Annotated in this window: 11 protein-coding genes; 7 read left to right on the forward strand and 4 right to left on the reverse strand. The window is 51.2% G+C overall.

Annotation, left to right across the window (positions count from 1 at the left end; translation table 11 throughout):
• Positions 1 to 3: 3 nt before the first annotated feature.
• From DCC81_RS07355 to DCC81_RS07370, 4 genes are all read left to right on the forward strand, one after another.
• Entirely contained in the window at positions 4 to 651 is a 648-nt protein-coding gene (locus DCC81_RS07355; RefSeq protein WP_240612922.1) for an O-methyltransferase, read from the forward strand.
• Between the two features lie 80 nt (positions 652 to 731).
• Positions 732 to 2,279: a glucosaminidase domain-containing protein gene (locus tag DCC81_RS07360; RefSeq protein WP_165806470.1), complete on the forward strand. Its 1,548-nt coding sequence runs from the start codon at positions 732 to 734 to the stop codon at positions 2,277 to 2,279.
• Positions 2,280 to 2,440: 161 nt separating this feature from the next.
• Positions 2,441 to 2,977, forward strand: coding sequence for a hypoxanthine phosphoribosyltransferase (hpt, locus tag DCC81_RS07365; RefSeq protein WP_108685911.1), 537 nt, complete (start codon positions 2,441 to 2,443; stop codon positions 2,975 to 2,977).
• A 187-nt stretch (positions 2,978 to 3,164) separates the two neighbouring features.
• Complete coding sequence (locus DCC81_RS07370) at positions 3,165 to 4,946, forward strand: vWA domain-containing protein (RefSeq protein WP_108685912.1); 1,782 nt, start codon at positions 3,165 to 3,167, stop codon at positions 4,944 to 4,946.
• Here DCC81_RS07370 and DCC81_RS07375 read toward each other — a convergent pair whose 3' ends face one another.
• The 3 genes from DCC81_RS07375 to DCC81_RS07385 form a co-directional block, all read right to left on the reverse strand.
• Positions 4,947 to 5,894, reverse strand: a complete 948-nt coding sequence (locus DCC81_RS07375) for a class I SAM-dependent methyltransferase (RefSeq protein ID WP_240612923.1) — start codon at positions 5,892 to 5,894, stop codon at positions 4,947 to 4,949. It lies immediately after the preceding gene.
• Between the two features lie 90 nt (positions 5,895 to 5,984).
• Positions 5,985 to 7,142, reverse strand: a complete 1,158-nt coding sequence (gene dnaJ / locus DCC81_RS07380; protein WP_108685913.1) for a molecular chaperone DnaJ — start codon at positions 7,140 to 7,142, stop codon at positions 5,985 to 5,987.
• Positions 7,143 to 7,161: 19 nt separating this feature from the next.
• Entirely contained in the window at positions 7,162 to 7,719 is a 558-nt protein-coding gene (locus DCC81_RS07385; RefSeq protein WP_108686504.1) for a nucleotide exchange factor GrpE, read from the reverse strand.
• 187 nt (positions 7,720 to 7,906) lie between these two features.
• On the opposite strand from DCC81_RS07385, the gene DCC81_RS07390 reads away from it, so the two are divergent.
• Positions 7,907 to 9,079 (forward strand): class I SAM-dependent rRNA methyltransferase, encoded by a 1,173-nt coding sequence (locus DCC81_RS07390; protein ID WP_108685914.1) that lies wholly within the window; start codon positions 7,907 to 7,909, stop codon positions 9,077 to 9,079.
• A 17-nt stretch (positions 9,080 to 9,096) separates the two neighbouring features.
• Here the strand turns inward: DCC81_RS07390 and DCC81_RS07395 are convergent, their stop codons facing one another.
• A complete protein-coding gene (locus DCC81_RS07395; protein WP_108685915.1) occupies positions 9,097 to 10,338 on the reverse strand; it encodes an ROK family protein in 1,242 nt (413 codons plus the stop codon).
• 155 nt (positions 10,339 to 10,493) lie between these two features.
• On the opposite strand from DCC81_RS07395, the gene DCC81_RS07400 reads away from it, so the two are divergent.
• Both DCC81_RS07400 and DCC81_RS07405 read left to right on the forward strand, forming a co-directional pair.
• Positions 10,494 to 11,717 (forward strand): AGE family epimerase/isomerase, encoded by a 1,224-nt coding sequence (locus DCC81_RS07400; RefSeq protein WP_108685916.1) that lies wholly within the window; start codon positions 10,494 to 10,496, stop codon positions 11,715 to 11,717.
• A gap of 51 nt (positions 11,718 to 11,768) precedes the next feature.
• A complete protein-coding gene (locus DCC81_RS07405) occupies positions 11,769 to 14,945 on the forward strand; it encodes a SusC/RagA family TonB-linked outer membrane protein (protein WP_108685917.1) in 3,177 nt (1,058 codons plus the stop codon).
• The last annotated feature ends 18 nt before the right edge of the window (positions 14,946 to 14,963 follow it).

Genomic DNA, 14,963 nt, shown 5'->3' on the forward strand with positions numbered 1-14,963 from the left:
CCAATGATGAAGGACGCTTTACCAGCAAACATAGAAGCCTATGCGGCGCAGTACTCCACCCCGGAAAGCGGGGTGCTGGCAAAACTGAACCGTGAAACCCACGTTAAAGTGGAACAGGCCCATATGCTCAGCGGGCATTTGCAGGGACAGTTCCTGCGCATGCTGAGCCAGATCATGCGGCCGCACCGCGTGCTGGAAATAGGAACTTACACGGGTTACTCCGGTATTTGCCTGGCCGCAGGGCTGCCTGCAGACGGGCATTTGTATACGATCGATGTGAACGAGGAGCTGGAAGATATGGCCCTGCGCTATTTTAAGGAAGCTGGCCTGGAGCACCAGGTAACCCTCCACATTGGTAAGGCAGCTGAGATCATTCCCAACCTTCATGAAACATTTGACCTGGTGTTCATAGATGCAGATAAAGGCATGTATGGCACCTATTTCGATATGGTGCTACCCATGGTAAAGACCGGCGGCATCATCCTGGCGGATAACGTGCTGTACCACGGACAGGTATTCGAAGACCCCGGTACTCAGAGCAGCCAGGCCAGGGCCATGGTGGCTTTTTGTGAAAAGATCAAAACGGATGAGCGCGTAGAACAGGTGCTGCTCACCGTGCGTGATGGCTTGCTCATGATGCGGAAAAAATAAGAAGCAGCCCTTCCCGGGCAATGCAGGCCCCCTGCGCAGCGTTAATGCAAAAGATGACACCCATTAAATTCAAACATACAATGCCATCTGGAAAATGTTTTGCCCTGAGCATACTGCTGGTGGGCTGTGCCGTATCACTGCATGCGCAGAATATCACCACGGCACAGTACATCAATACGTATAAGAACATCGCAATAGAAGAGGAGCGCCGCACCGGCATTCCTGCGTCCATTACCCTGGCACAAGGCGTGGTGGAAAGCCAGTCCGGCAACTGCTGGCTGGTGCTCAATTCCAACAACCACTTTGGTATCAAATGCAAGAACAACTGGACCGGTCCTTATGTGACCTACGATGATGATGCCAAAGGAGAATGCTTCCGCAAATATGAAAGCGCCGCAGATTCCTATCGCGACCACTCCACCTTCCTCACCGGGAACCCGCGCTACGCCTCACTTTTCAACATTGATGTGCACGACTACAAGTCATGGGCTTACGGGCTCAAATCTGCCGGGTACGCCACCAGTCCCACTTACCCGCAGCAGCTCATCAAGGTGATTGAAGACAATAACCTGAACCAATATACGCTGATAGCCCTCAATGAAGCCCCCGGCGATGGCGAGATCACTGACCCGCTGGCCCCCGCGTCTGACAAAGGCACCCGTGGCCGCGATTATGCGCTGGGCAACAGCCCCGTTGATAAAAGCAACCACACTACTTACAGCACCGGGAAAAAGAACTATCCCAGTGGCATATTCAAAGTGAATGGGCGCAAAGCGGTGTTTGTAAAAGGCGGTACGCCGCTCATCCAGATTGCCAGCAAATATGATGTGCGCCTCAGCAACCTGGTGAAGGATAATGACCTGGAAGATGACCAGCCCCTGCCTAATGATATGCTGGTATTCCTGCAAAAGAAAGGCAAACACGGGGAAGACGACTACCACCTGGTAGCTCCCGGCGAAACTATGCATGACATAGCACAGGCAGAAGGCATTCAAATGCGGTGGCTGCGCCGCCGTAATAAAATGGATGAAGGGCAGGAGCCCGCACCCGGCGCCAAGCTGGTGCTCAATGGCTTTGCCTCCAGCAAACCCGCCATCCGGGGGGATGTAGCCGCTGCCCCTTTGAAAGAAGAAGACCAGCAGCCCAAGGACCTGCAGCCCAAAAAGATCTGGAACGACCTTAAAAACGGGGTGAACAGCATCCGTAACGGGGGCGCCAAAAGCACCACCAGCGATGCTTCCCAGCCCGTTGCCACCACCCAGCCCCAGCAGCAGGTGAACAAACTGCCCGCCGGGATGGAGGATGACCTGAAGAAAATGGGCGCCACCACCTCACCTGCGGCCACCGGCACGGCCTCCAATGCGGTGAAGATGGTACCGGCGGCTGCGCAACCGGCGCCGGCTGCACCCGGTACCCCACCCGCGCCCACCACTACACCCGTGGTAACGCCGGTCCAGGCCAATAATATTGACACCGACGGCTACCACGAGGTAATGCCCAAAGAAACCCTTTTCGGCATTTCCCGGCGCTTCAACGTCAGCATTGCAGACCTGCAGTCCTGGAACAACCTGCCGGGTTATGATATTAAAATAGGCCAGAAGATCCTGGTCCGTAATAAGTTGCAATAAGCAGCAAAGAAAGCGCCGGTGGTATCTCCCCGGCGCTTTTTTTTATGGCCCTGCTATCGATCTCATTTGAAAACGGGCATTGAAATTTCCCGGCAGGTTGGAAATTGAAACTTGGAAATTCCTTTACATTTGCAGCTAAATTTAACCAAAAGCTTACGAGGATGCCGATCATAAAGGTTCATGACAAACAATTCCAGCCTTACATTAACCAGGAGCAGCTGCAAACCCGCATTAAAGAACTGGCGGCCCAGCTCAATAAAGACCTGGCAGGCACCAAACCCTTATTTATCGCCATCCTGAACGGCTCCTTCATGTTTGCTGCCGACGTTTTCAAGCGCCTGGAGATCGATGCGGAGATCTGCTTCATCAAGCTGGCCTCTTACAAAGGCACCAAGTCCACCGGCAACGTGGTTACCGCCATCGGCCTGGACGAAGACCTCTTTAACCGCACAGTGGTGATCCTGGAGGACATTGTGGATACCGGCAAAACCCTCAGCCAGTTCCTTCCCCAGCTGGAACACCAGCAACCCAAACAATTGCTCATCGCTTCCCTGCTCCACAAACCCGAGGCCCTGCAATACCCTGTAAAAATTGACTACCTGGGCTTCTCGGTTCCCAATAAATTCTTGCTCGGCTATGGCCTGGATTATGATGGCCTGGGCCGCAACCTGCCGGAGATCTACCAGTTGGTGGAGTAATCGTGCAACGTACAACGTACAGCGTACAACGTACTTTTCCCCTGGGTGGTATAGTTGCCACGCGACATATGCTCCCATGTGCATAACGCCCGTTACCAAACACATAACACCCGCTCCGATACATAATCCGCTAGTACGTTGTACGTTGTACGCTGTACATTGTACAATTTAAACCGTACATTTATGTATGCGCCAGCTAGTGCTTTGGGTGTATCTCCTGTTCATTCCACGTATTGCCAACTGCCAGACAATGTGGATCACCGGTGCGGTGGAGGATAGTGTGAACCACAATCCTTTGCCCGGCATTGTCGTGACAGCCATGCAGGACACCGCGCATACAATGACCAACCAGTTTGGGCTTTTCCGTATAGCCGTTCCCGTTAGTACCAGGCAGCTGCGCTTTGAACACGGCAAGTATGTGGCGCGTATCGTGAACATTGCGGCGGAAAACCGCATGCTGGTGGCCCTGAAGCCCAAGCCACCCGCCCTGGACGCCATCACCATTGCCAAGATCAATGCCCGCCGCACCCACAGCGTAAATCCCAACTACGGCAATGTGCAGATGGGAGTGCGCACCTTTTACAACGAGACCTACAGCACCCTTTACGAAAACCGTTTCATTGCCACCAGGAACAATCCCCGGTCTTTTTTTGCCGTGGATGTGGATCGTGCCGCGTATAGCAATGTGCGCCGCTTTATCCGCCTGAAAGAAAGCATTCCCAATGATGCTGTACGCATAGAAGAAATGGTGAATTACTTCCATTATCACTATCCATTACCCCCTAAAGACAGTACCCTGGCTGTTTTTAGCCAGTATGCCACCTGCCCCTGGGATAGTAGCCATCACCTGCTGCAGGTGATCGTAAGGGCCCGCAAGGTGAATTGCGACAGCCTGCCTCCCAGCAACCTGGTATTTCTCATCGACGTATCGGGCAGCATGGGCGCGCCTAACAAGCTGCCCCTCCTGCAGGCGGCCTTCCGCATCCTGGTCATGAACCTGCGCCCGGTAGATAAAGTAGCCATCGTGGCCTATGCAGGCGCGCCGGGCATTGTACTACCCAGCACGCCCGGCGACCAGAAAGAAAAGATCCTCAATGCTATTGACAACCTCAATGCGGGCGGCGCCACCGCCGGCGAAGCGGCCATTAAAATGGCCTACCAGCAGGCCACGCTCAATTACGTGATAGATGGTAACAACCGCGTGATCCTGGCCACAGACGGGGATTTCAACGTGGGCATGACCAGTGACCAGGCCATGCAGGATCTCATTACAGAAAAGCGGGAAACCGGTGTATGGCTCACCTGCCTGGGTTTTGGAATGGGAGACTATAAAGATTCCAAGCTGCAAACCCTCTCCAATAAAGGCAACGGCAACTTTGCCTACATTGATAACATGGACGAAGCCACCAAGATCTTTGCCCATGAATATGGCAGTACCATGTTTACCGTGGCCAAGGATGTGAAAGCCGAAGTGAACTTCAACCCCGCCCTGGTCAGTCATTACCGCCTCATTGGATACGAAAACAAAGTGCTCACGGACGATACCAGCAGCGCCCCCGTTTTCTCCGGCGGTATTGTGGGCTCAGATCATTGTGCGGTGGCCACTTACGAGATAGTGCCCGCTGGTGGGCAGTCGCCGGCTGATAGCCTCATCGCCAGCATAGACCTTTCTTACCGCCTGCCCGCGGAGTCAACTACCCGCAGCCTGCACCAGGAGCTGAAGCCCGCGTTGGCAGACTTCACCGAAGCGCCGGCAGATTTCCGGTTTGCCAGCGCCGTGAGCCTCTTTGGCATGTTGCTGCGCAAGAGCGCTTTTGTAGGAAATGGAAATATTGATATGGTGATGAGTATCGCCAAAGCCGCGCTGGACAAGGATCCGGAAGGATACCGCGCGGAGTTCCTGAAAATGGCGAAGTCTGTAAAAAAGGAAAGTACGTTGTGGATAGGCCCCAACGTGGCCAGGCATTGATTACCGGGTAATGCGGTAACACTTGCGGATCATCTTCTGCTGGAAGTCAAAGGGCATGGTCTGGTTAGTGATGTCCTTGATAGCAGATGCCTCGATCTGCGCTTCATCCAGCACAAAGCGGCGGTAGTTATTACTGAAGTAGATCACGCCCCCTTTTTTGGTAGCCAGTAATACCCTGTTGAGGATATCCACATGGTCTCGCTGGATGTCCAGGTGCTCCTTCATACGCTTACTGTTGGAAAAAGTGGGCGGGTCCAGGATCACCAGGTCAAAGGTGTTGAGCTTCAGGGTATCCAGGTATTGCAGCACATCTGCGTGTATGAAGTGATGCTTTTGGGGATCTATGTTATTGATGGCCATGTTCTCTTCCGCCCAGGCCAGGTAGGTCTTGGAGAGGTCTACAGACGTTACTTCCGCGCCCACACTGGCGGCATACACGGAGAAAGATCCGGTGTAGCAAAAGAGGTTGAGCACTTTTTTACCGGCGGCTTCATCACGCACCATGGCACGGGTGATGCGGTGGTCCAGGAAAAGGCCGGTGTCCAGGTAGTCGGAGAGGTTTACTTTGAATTTGAGGCCTGCCTCGTTCACTATAAATTCATTCTTCTCCTGCGCTACGCGCTGGTACTGGCCCTGGCGGTCTTCTTTGCGCATGCGCTGTTTCACAAAAATGGCTTCCGGCGGGAACTGCAGCACCTCCGTGATCTTTTGCAGGCACTGGTCCAGCCAGGCTTCATGGGCGTCTTCCTCCATGCCATGGCGGCGCTGGTATTCGGCCACGTAAATATGGTCTTCGTAGATCTCTATGCTGAAGGGAAACTCGGGGATATCATCATCATACACCCGGTAACAGGTGATGTTTTGCCTGCGGGCAATTTTACTGACGTGCTTATACACTTTCTGCAGCCGGTTCTCAAACATCTGCAGCTTTGCGGGATCCATGCTCATGGCGCGAAGTTAATTAATAAAAAAAACAGCCGGACCATTGCTGGACCGGCCGTTCATATCTTAGATCTTTCACGGGTAGCGGCTACACCATTAACCAAAAATATCCCTCACTTTATCAAAGAAGCCTTTTTCGGATTTTTCCGGCTGGGGCTTGAAGTTGTCTGACTCCTGGAGTTTTTCCAGCATGGCCTTTTCATCGGACGAGATGTGTTGCGGGGTCCAGATGTTCACGTGAATGAGCTGGTCACCGCGTTCGTAAGAGTTCACTGCCGGGAAGCCTTTGCCCTTGAGGCGGAAGATCTTGCCACTCTGGGTGCCAGGTGGTACTTTGATCTTGGCCTTGCCGTCAATGGTGGGTACTTCCAGGGAGGTGCCAAATACGGCGTCTGTAAAGGAGATGTGGAGGTCGTAGGCTACATGCAGGCCATCGCGTTGCAACTCGGCGTGCTGCTCTTCTTCAATGAGGATGAGCAGGTCGCCGGGGGCGCCACCGCGTTCGCCGGCATTGCCTTTGCCGCTCAGGCTCAGTTGCATGCCTTCGCCCACGCCGGCCGGGATGTCTATGCTTACGGTCTCTTCACCGTACACACGTCCTTCGCCTTTACAGCTGCTACATTTAGCGGTAATGATCTGGCCTTCCCCGTTACAGGTGGGGCAGGTGGTCACGGTTTGCATCTGGCCCAGGAAGGTCTGGCTTACGCGCCTTACCTGCCCGCTGCCACCGCAGGTGCCGCAGCTCTGGAAGCTGTTCTTATCTTTTGCGCCGTTGCCATTACAGGTGGTGCAGGTAACGTGCTTTTTAACCTTGATCTTTTTGTTGGCGCCTTTTGCTATTTCTTCGTAGGTGAGCTTGATCTTCACGCGCAGGTTAGATCCGCGTACACCACGGCCACGGCTTCTGCCGCCACTGCTGCGGCCTCCGCCAAAGAAGCTGCCAAATACATCATCGCTGCCGAAAATATCCCCGAAGTTGGAGAAGATGTCGTCCATGTTCATGCCACCGCCACCAAAGCCGCCACGGTTCTGGGCTGCGTGACCAAAGCGGTCGTACTGGGCCCGTTTGTCCGGGTTGCTCAACACTTCAAAGGCTTCTGCCGCCTCTTTAAATTTCTCTTCTGCTTCTTTGTTCTCCGGGTTACGGTCAGGATGATACTGCATGGCCACTTTGCGGTAAGCTTTTTTCAGCTCGTCCTGTGAACAGGATTTGGCCACTCCCAGTATTTCGTAGTAATCTCTTTTGGTAGACATGATGTGGTGTACTTAAAACTTATTTTCCAACCACCACGCGGGCATGGCGGATCAGTTTATCATTGAGGTAATAGCCTTTCTGCATTTCATCGATCACTTTACCTTCTTTGCCGGGGGCGGGGATTTCAGTGAGGGCTTCATGCAGGTCTGGGTTAAATTCCTGCCCGATGCTTTCCATTGCTTTCAGGCCCTTGCTTACCAGGGTGTTCTTTAACTTGTTGAACACCAGGGATACGCCGTCTTTTACTGCTGCAATATTGTCAGCGGTTTCCAGCTGCTTGGCGGCTCTTTCAGCATCGTCCAGTACCTCCAGCATGGCCAGCACGGTCTCTTTGTTGGCTGTTTGTATCAGTTCCAGGCGCTCCTTGGCGGTACGTTTGCGGAAATTGTCAAACTCTGCCACGCTGCGCATGTATTTGTCTTTATATTCTGCAGCCTGCTGCAGGGCTTTTTCCAGTTCGTCACCCTCGGTCACGGCATCGTTCAGGTGCGTAGTGCCGCTCAGGTTCTCGTCGGTATTGATATTAAAATCGGCATTGTTGCCAGGTTGTCCGGTTTGCTCTTTTTCTGCTGCCATAAATGTGTTTAAATTACTGCTGGTTAGTACGGTCAATTTCTTTGCCAGCGTGTGCCAGCGGGACAAATTGACATTTTTTTCGGTTAAATCGCTGCAAAGGTAAGGCTTTTCGCCGGGGTGTCCAGCAAGGTCGGGAATAGCAGCGGATTGCGGCGCTTATTGTATCTTTGCCCCTTCAACTACTACGATGACGAAAGTTTTTCTGAAGAAAAAAATACAGAACCGGGTGATGATGGGTCATCCCTGGATCTTTGGCAATGAAGTAAACAATATTGAAGGCGATGTGACCGCAGGCGATACCGTAGAAGTGTACACCCACCAGGGTTTCTTCGTGGGCCGCGGATATATTAACCCCCAGTCCCAGATACTGGTACGCCTGCTTACCCGCAACCGCGAAGAGCAGATCACCGAAGAGTTCTTTTACCACCGCCTGCTCAAGTGCTGGGAATACCGCAAGAAACTGGGCTATACGGAAAACTGCCGCCTGGTATTCGGCGAAGCCGATGAAATGCCGGCCCTGGTCATCGATAAGTTCAACGACTATTTCGTGATCCAGACCCTGGCCCTGGGCATGGACAAATGGAAGCCCGCCATCATCAGTGCCCTGCACCGCATTTTTTCTCCCAAAGGCATTTACGAGCGCAATGACGTACCCGTGCGCGAACTGGAAGGCCTGCCTCAGCAGAAAGGCTTCCTGGGCGCCCCGTTCGATACCAATGTGATTATCAATGAAAATGGCCTGCGTTTCCACGTGGATATTGAAAATGGCCAAAAGACCGGCTACTTCCTGGACCAGCAGGACAACCGCCGTGAAATTCAGCATATCGTAAAAGGCGCCGATGTACTGGAAGCCTTCTGCTATACCGGTACTTTCTCCTGCCACGCCGGCTACTACGGCGCCAAAAGCGTACTGGGGCTGGATATTTCCGAGCACGCCGTGAACACGGCCCGCCGCAATGCGGAGCTGAATGGCCTGCAGGAGGTGTGTAAGTTCCAGGCGGTAAACGCGTTTGATGTGCTGAAACAGTGGGCCAAGGAAGACAAGAAGTTTGACGTGGTGATCCTGGACCCCCCGGCCTTTACCAAGAGCCGGGAGAACATCCAGAAAGCCATTACCGGCTACAAGGAGATCAACCTGCGCGGCATGAAGCTACTGAAGCCGGGTGGCTTCCTGGTCACTGCTTCCTGCACCAACCTGGTATCCCCGTCCGTTTTCCTGGAAACCATTGACCTGGCGGCCAAAGATGCCAAGAAGAAGCTGCGCCAGGTTACCTTCCAGACACAGGCCCAGGACCACCCCATCCTCTGGAGCGTGGACAATACCACTTACCTGAAGTTCCTGATCGTGGAAGTATCCTGATGGCCATACCGTAGTTGCTACCGGCCGGCCAGCAGGTAGTCCCGTGCTATTAAGCACCCGCCTATCAGGCCGGCTTTTTCCCCCAGTTGGGAAAGACAAAGCTGCGTGTCGTTGTTTACCAGGCTCAGGGAATATTTATTAACGGCTCCTTTGACCGGGAGGAAGAGGTAATCACCGGTTTGTATCAACGGGCCGCCGAGGACCACCAGTTCCGGATTGAAGATATTGATCAGGAGCGCTATTCCCTTACCAACTTTACTGCCGATCTCCGCCAGCAGCTCTATGCAAAGCATATCCTCATTTTGTGCCCCCTCAATGATATCGGTCAGCCGCAGCCTCGGAAGCTCATCCAGGTTGCTGATAACAGAGGAGGTTGAGCCCTGTTCTGCCCTTTCTTTGAAAAGACGTAAAAGCGCCCTGCCGGATGCTTCTGTTTCAAAACATCCTTTCTTGCCGCAATGGCAAAGGATTTCATTGTCAAAAATAGGGATGTGGCCAAATTCCCCGCTGAATCCTGATTTACCGTAATAGGCCTTCCCGTCTATCAGGATGCCCAGGCCGATGCCGTAGTCAATATTGACGAACAGCACGTTCTTTTCATTTTTTACGATCCCTTTTGAGAATTCCCCATAAGACATCGCCCTCGTATCGTTTTCCAGGAACACGCGGATGCCCAACTTCCGTTCTGCATAATCCGTAAGCGGTTCCTCGGTGAAATGAAAGAAGCTGAAACTATAGCCCGTCCGGGTATTGATCCTGCCGCCAAGGTTAATGCAGGCAGAAAGTATACTCTCGCTCCGCACAGGTGCCTGGTCTATGAAATGCTGGATGATCAGCATTAAGCCGTCCAGTGATTCCTTGGTGTTTTGCAATTGATAAGGCACGTTCATATCCACCTGAACCAGATTCTTCCTGAAGTCCAGCAGTCCTATATTAACCGCATACTCTTTTACATCTATTCCCAGGAAAAAGCAGGAATCGGCTACCAGGCCGTAAACACTGGCCGGCCTTCCGCCGGTGGATTCTACTTTGCCGTAATCTTTAATAAGGCCGGTTGCAATGAGCTCTCCTACCAGGCTGGTAGCCTTGGGCACACTGAGGTTTAATGCCAGGGCCAGGTCCGGTATGGTGGTTTCTTCGTGCGCGTCCAGGTAGTTGATAATATTTCTTTTCCGTGCCTTGTTTTTCAGGGCCACCCCCGCAGAACTGGTTTCAAACCAGAAATCAGAGACGGATTGCACAACGGATGGAATGTCCATAGTAATAATTTTTTTGAAGTTTCCGTAGGCAATATTATTAAATTAATAAGATATCGACTTGATAGATTATTAAATAAAAAATATTATTAAGTATAGGTGAATTAGAAAAATAAATTTTTATATTTGAAGGGTACTTCAATCAAATATCGACCAAAATGGGAAAAACTGAATCAGGAAGCAATAGACTGTATGAAAATCAATTACTTACATTTAGTGACTACGCCAATCTATACCAAAAGGAACTGCTGGACAATGTATTGCCCTTCTGGCTGCGGTTCAGTAAGGATGAAAAGCACGGAGGCTACTATACGGCCCTGAGCAGGGAAGGCTGCGTGTACGACAGCGACAAATTCATGTGGCTGCAGGGCCGGGAGGTATGGTGTTTTAGCTACATGTATAATCACGTTGAACAGAAGCCTGAATGGTTGGAATTAGCCCGTCATGGGGCTGCTTTTATGCTGGCCAACGGAAGGGATGCTGCCGGTAACTGGTACTTCTCCCTTACGGCAGAAGGAAAACCCCTTGTTCAGCCTTACAACATCTTTAGTGACTGTTTTGCCGCCATGGGATTTGCATCGCTGGACAAAGCAGACCCTGGAAAAGGTTACGGACAGGTTGCGATCGATACTTTCAAAAATATTTTAGAAAGAAAGGATAACTGGAAGGGTGTTTATAATAAGAATTATCCGGGAACAAGGTCTTTGAAAAGTTTTTCCCTCCCGATGATCCTGTGCAATCTTTCTCTTGAAATGGAACACCTCCTGGGCAAGGAAAAGGTGAATGAACTGGTCCCGGAAGTGATCCATGAGGTGATGGACCGCTTTTACCGTCCTGAGCTTGGGATCATCCTGGAAAACATCCAGGAGAATGGCGAGCTGTCTGACACTTTTGAAGGCCGGCTGGTCAATCCTGGTCACGGCATTGAAGCCATGTGGTTCATTATGGACCTGGGCAAGCGGTTTAATAATCAGGCCCTCATCGAAAAGGCGGTAGAGATCACGCTGGCCATACTCGAATATGGCTGGGATACGGAATATGGGGGCATTTTCTATTTCCTCGACCGCAAGGGATATCCCCCGCTGCAGCTTGAGTGGGACCAGAAGCTCTGGTGGGTGCACGTGGAAGCACTGGTGGCACTCTCCAAAGGGTTTGCATTTACCAGGGACCCAAGATGCATGCAATGGTTTGAAAAAGTACACAATTATACCTGGAAGCATTTCCGCGATCCGGCGTATGGGGAGTGGTTTGGTTATCTCAACCGCAGGGGAGAAGTACTGCTGAACCTGAAAGGTGGTAAATGGAAAGGCGCCTTTCACGTACCGCGCGCTTTGTACCAGGTCTGGAGCACGTTCAGCGCGCTCGATAAAGCTTCGACATAGTTTCTCATTTATAGTTCTCACTTTAAGTCCCTCATTTAAAAAAACAAGTACATGAAACTGCCACAACTATCTCTTGCCAGGTTTAGATACCTGGTGTTGCTTGTATTCTGCTGTTTGCAGCAGTCGTTACTTTATGCGCAGAGTCAGAAAATATCCGGAATCATCCTGGATAGCAAAGGCCACCCGGTTCAAAGCGCCACTGTTACTATTAAAGGGGGAAAACCCGGCACGATGAGCGATGCGCAGGGTAAATTTGAACTTCCGGCCAGCGCAGCCAGCAAGGTACATATTTCAATGACCGGGTATGAGCCGGTTGACATGGAATTTTCTCCCGGCGTGCCGGTTTACGTGACCCTGCGGGAAAAAGACAAGCAGCTTGATGAAGTAATTGTGGTAGGCTACGGCAAGCAAAAGAAAAAAGACCTGACAGGTTCGGTGGTTTCCATTAAGTCAGACGAATTAATGAAAGCAAATCCCGTAACGCTCGAACAGGGCATACAGGGAAAAGCTGCCGGTGTATTTGTTACTCAAACGGATGGCGCACCTGGTGCCGGCATGAGCATCCAGATACGTGGTACCAACTCTTTCCTGGGTGGAACAGAGCCACTGTATGTGATTGACGGAGTGCCCATGGATGCAGATAATGCCAGTAATACGCCCTCCTCGGGGTCTTCTTATGAAGAGGCTAAAATGAATACTTTATCCTTCCTGAACCCAGCCGATGTGGAATCCATAGAGATTCTCAAGGATGCTTCCGCCACGGCGATCTATGGTTCGCGCGGTGCAAATGGCGTGGTAATTATCACGACCAAAAAAGGAGCAGATAAACAGGACAGGATTGACTTTAATATATTAACAAGTGTTTCCTCCATTACCAAAAAGTACAACCTGCTGAATGCGGAGCAGTTTGCCAATTATCAGAACGAAGCTTACATCAATTCCGACATTTACCTTGGTACAAATTACCAGGCCACCCAGACATTGCCTTATCCCGGTCGCTACGATTCTGTACAGCAGCGGTATTTAAGAGGGCCCCAGGATTACCGGGGCAGAGGCACCAACTGGCAGGACATGCTGTTCCAGAATGCCCCCAAACAGGATTATACGGTGACGCTCTCCGGCGGTTCCAATCATAATACTTACCTGATAAGCGGGGATCTGCTGGATCAAAAAGGCATTGTTATCGGTTCCAGGTTCCGCAGGTACAGCCTGAGAGCTAACCTGGACAGGGCGGTGAAGAGCTGGTTGCAGGTGGGTACCTCCTTCAATTATTCCAATACGGTGAACAAAATGGTAACAACCGGCGCCAGTGTTGTAGGGCCCGAAGGTGGTGTGATCAAATCTGCGCTGACCTTCCTGCCTACGGTAGCATTGGTGGATACCACCACCGGGCTGTTCTCCCAACTGTTCTATACATCTAATCCCTACCAGTATGCCCTGCAGGCGCTGGACCAGGTCTCTGGTTCCAGGATGTTCAGCTCTTCTTATGTTGAAGCCAAGCTTGTGAAAGGGCTTACTTTCAGGAGCGTGCTGGGATGGAATGTATCTGCCGACCGTCGGGACCAGTATTACCCCACTACCATCAATGAAGGCAGCGCTTCTGGTGGCAGGGCCTATGTAGGTACCACCAACTCCAGCAACGTTAGTTCTGAAAACTACTTCACCTACGATAAGAAATGGGATGTACATGCTGTGAATGCTACCGCTGGTATATCTTATAATAATGGTGTTTGGCGTTCGCAACTGGATGGCGTGAGCAAATTCATGAACGACGCGTTACAGAACAATAACCTGGGTGCAGCTGCGGTTTATAACCAACCTAGCAGCAACTATTCTGACTGGCGCCTGGTGTCTTATTATGGAAGACTTAATTACATATTCCACGACAGGTACCTGGTTACCGGTACGTACAGGAGAGATGGCTCCAGCAAATTTGCCGTTGATAATAAATGGGCAGGCTTTGCTTCCGGCGCGCTTGCCTGGAGGGTCTCAGAAGAAAAATTCCTGAAATCCGTTAAATGGCTGAACAACCTGAAAGCACGCGCCAGCCTTGGCCAGTCAGGTAACCAGGGTATTGGTTCCTACAGTTCACTTTCCCAGATCTCCGCTGCTAACTATCCTTACTCAGGCACAGTTGCCAATGGGTATGTTATTTCTTACCTGGGCAATGATAAGCTGAAATGGGAAACCACGCGGCAGTTTGACGGTGGGCTGGATATCGGGTTGCTGAATGACAGGATCAGTGTTGTGCTGGATTATTACTACAAGAAAACGTATAATCTCCTGCAGTATGTGACCCTGCCTACCAGTACCGGGTTTGCCTCCCAGCTGGAAAACGTGGGCACTATCCAGAACAGGGGCTTTGAAGCAGCTGTAAATGCAAGGGTTATTGAAGGTAAAAAATTCAGGTGGTCTGTTGCTGCGAATATTTCTACCAACACCAATAAGATCCTCGACCTGGGTGGTGTAAATGAACAATGGGTACAGACCATTGGTACAGAACCGGTAAACTACCAGCCATTTGTACAGCGCGTGGGGCAGCCCATTGGTTTGATCATGGGCTGGAAGGAAGACGGCATTTTCCAGAACGAGGCTGAAGTAAGGAAAAGCAACTTTTTCAGCGGCCAGCCAGATGCGATCATCAAAAGAGAGGTGGGTGAGATCCGTTATAAAGACCTCAACGGCGATGGTGTAATTGATAACAATGACCGGACCGTTATTGGTAATGTAAATCCGAAATTTTACTACGGGTTCAATTCAGAATTCTCCTACGGCAATTTTGACCTGAGCATATTCTTCCAGGGTGTCCAGGGTGGTAATATCATCAACACACTCAAATATGTGACGGACAACCTTGGCAGTTATTCCAATACGACTGTGGATGCCTACAACAAACGCTGGACCGGTGAAGGATCTGGTGGAACAAACCCTAAAGCGATCCTGAACTCGTGGCGTAGTTTTAAATTCTCTGATCGCTACGTGGAGGATGGCTCTTACCTGCGGTTGAAAAACATAAACCTGGGCTACACCTTTAATTTAAAGAACACGGAAATACTGAAAAGTTTACGCGCCTACCTCAGTGTAAACAACGTGTTTACGGTTACGCATTACAGCGGGTATGATCCCGAGGTAAACGGATTTGGACAGGATCCTTCCCGCAGGGGTGTTGATCTCGGTAACTATCCCACTTCCAGGACCTTTGCTTTGGGTGTTAATTGTTCATTCTAATCCTTCAAATCAGCGATG

Source organism: Chitinophaga parva (assembly GCF_003071345.1).
Lineage (GTDB): Bacteria > Bacteroidota > Bacteroidia > Chitinophagales > Chitinophagaceae > Chitinophaga > Chitinophaga parva.

Bases quoted from the DNA above. Each gene is read 5' to 3' on its own strand.
- DCC81_RS07360 (WP_165806470.1), top strand. From the start codon at position 732: ATGCCATCTGGAAAATGTTTTGCCCTGAGCATACTGCTGGTGGGCTGT.
- DCC81_RS07385 (WP_108686504.1), bottom strand. From the start codon at position 7,719: ATGGCAGCAGAAAAAGAGCAAACCGGACAACCTGGCAACAATGCCGAT.
- DCC81_RS07395 (WP_108685915.1), bottom strand. From the start codon at position 10,338: ATGGACATTCCATCCGTTGTGCAATCCGTCTCTGATTTCTGGTTTGAA.
- dnaJ (WP_108685913.1), bottom strand. From the start codon at position 7,142: ATGTCTACCAAAAGAGATTACTACGAAATACTGGGAGTGGCCAAATCC.
- DCC81_RS07400 (WP_108685916.1), top strand. From the start codon at position 10,494: ATGGGAAAAACTGAATCAGGAAGCAATAGACTGTATGAAAATCAATTA.
- hpt (WP_108685911.1), top strand. From the start codon at position 2,441: ATGCCGATCATAAAGGTTCATGACAAACAATTCCAGCCTTACATTAAC.
- DCC81_RS07370 (WP_108685912.1), top strand. From the start codon at position 3,165: ATGCGCCAGCTAGTGCTTTGGGTGTATCTCCTGTTCATTCCACGTATT.
- DCC81_RS07405 (WP_108685917.1), top strand. From the start codon at position 11,769: ATGAAACTGCCACAACTATCTCTTGCCAGGTTTAGATACCTGGTGTTG.
- DCC81_RS07355 (WP_240612922.1), top strand. From the start codon at position 4: ATGATGAAGGACGCTTTACCAGCAAACATAGAAGCCTATGCGGCGCAG.
- DCC81_RS07375 (WP_240612923.1), bottom strand. From the start codon at position 5,894: ATGAGCATGGATCCCGCAAAGCTGCAGATGTTTGAGAACCGGCTGCAG.
- DCC81_RS07390 (WP_108685914.1), top strand. From the start codon at position 7,907: ATGACGAAAGTTTTTCTGAAGAAAAAAATACAGAACCGGGTGATGATG.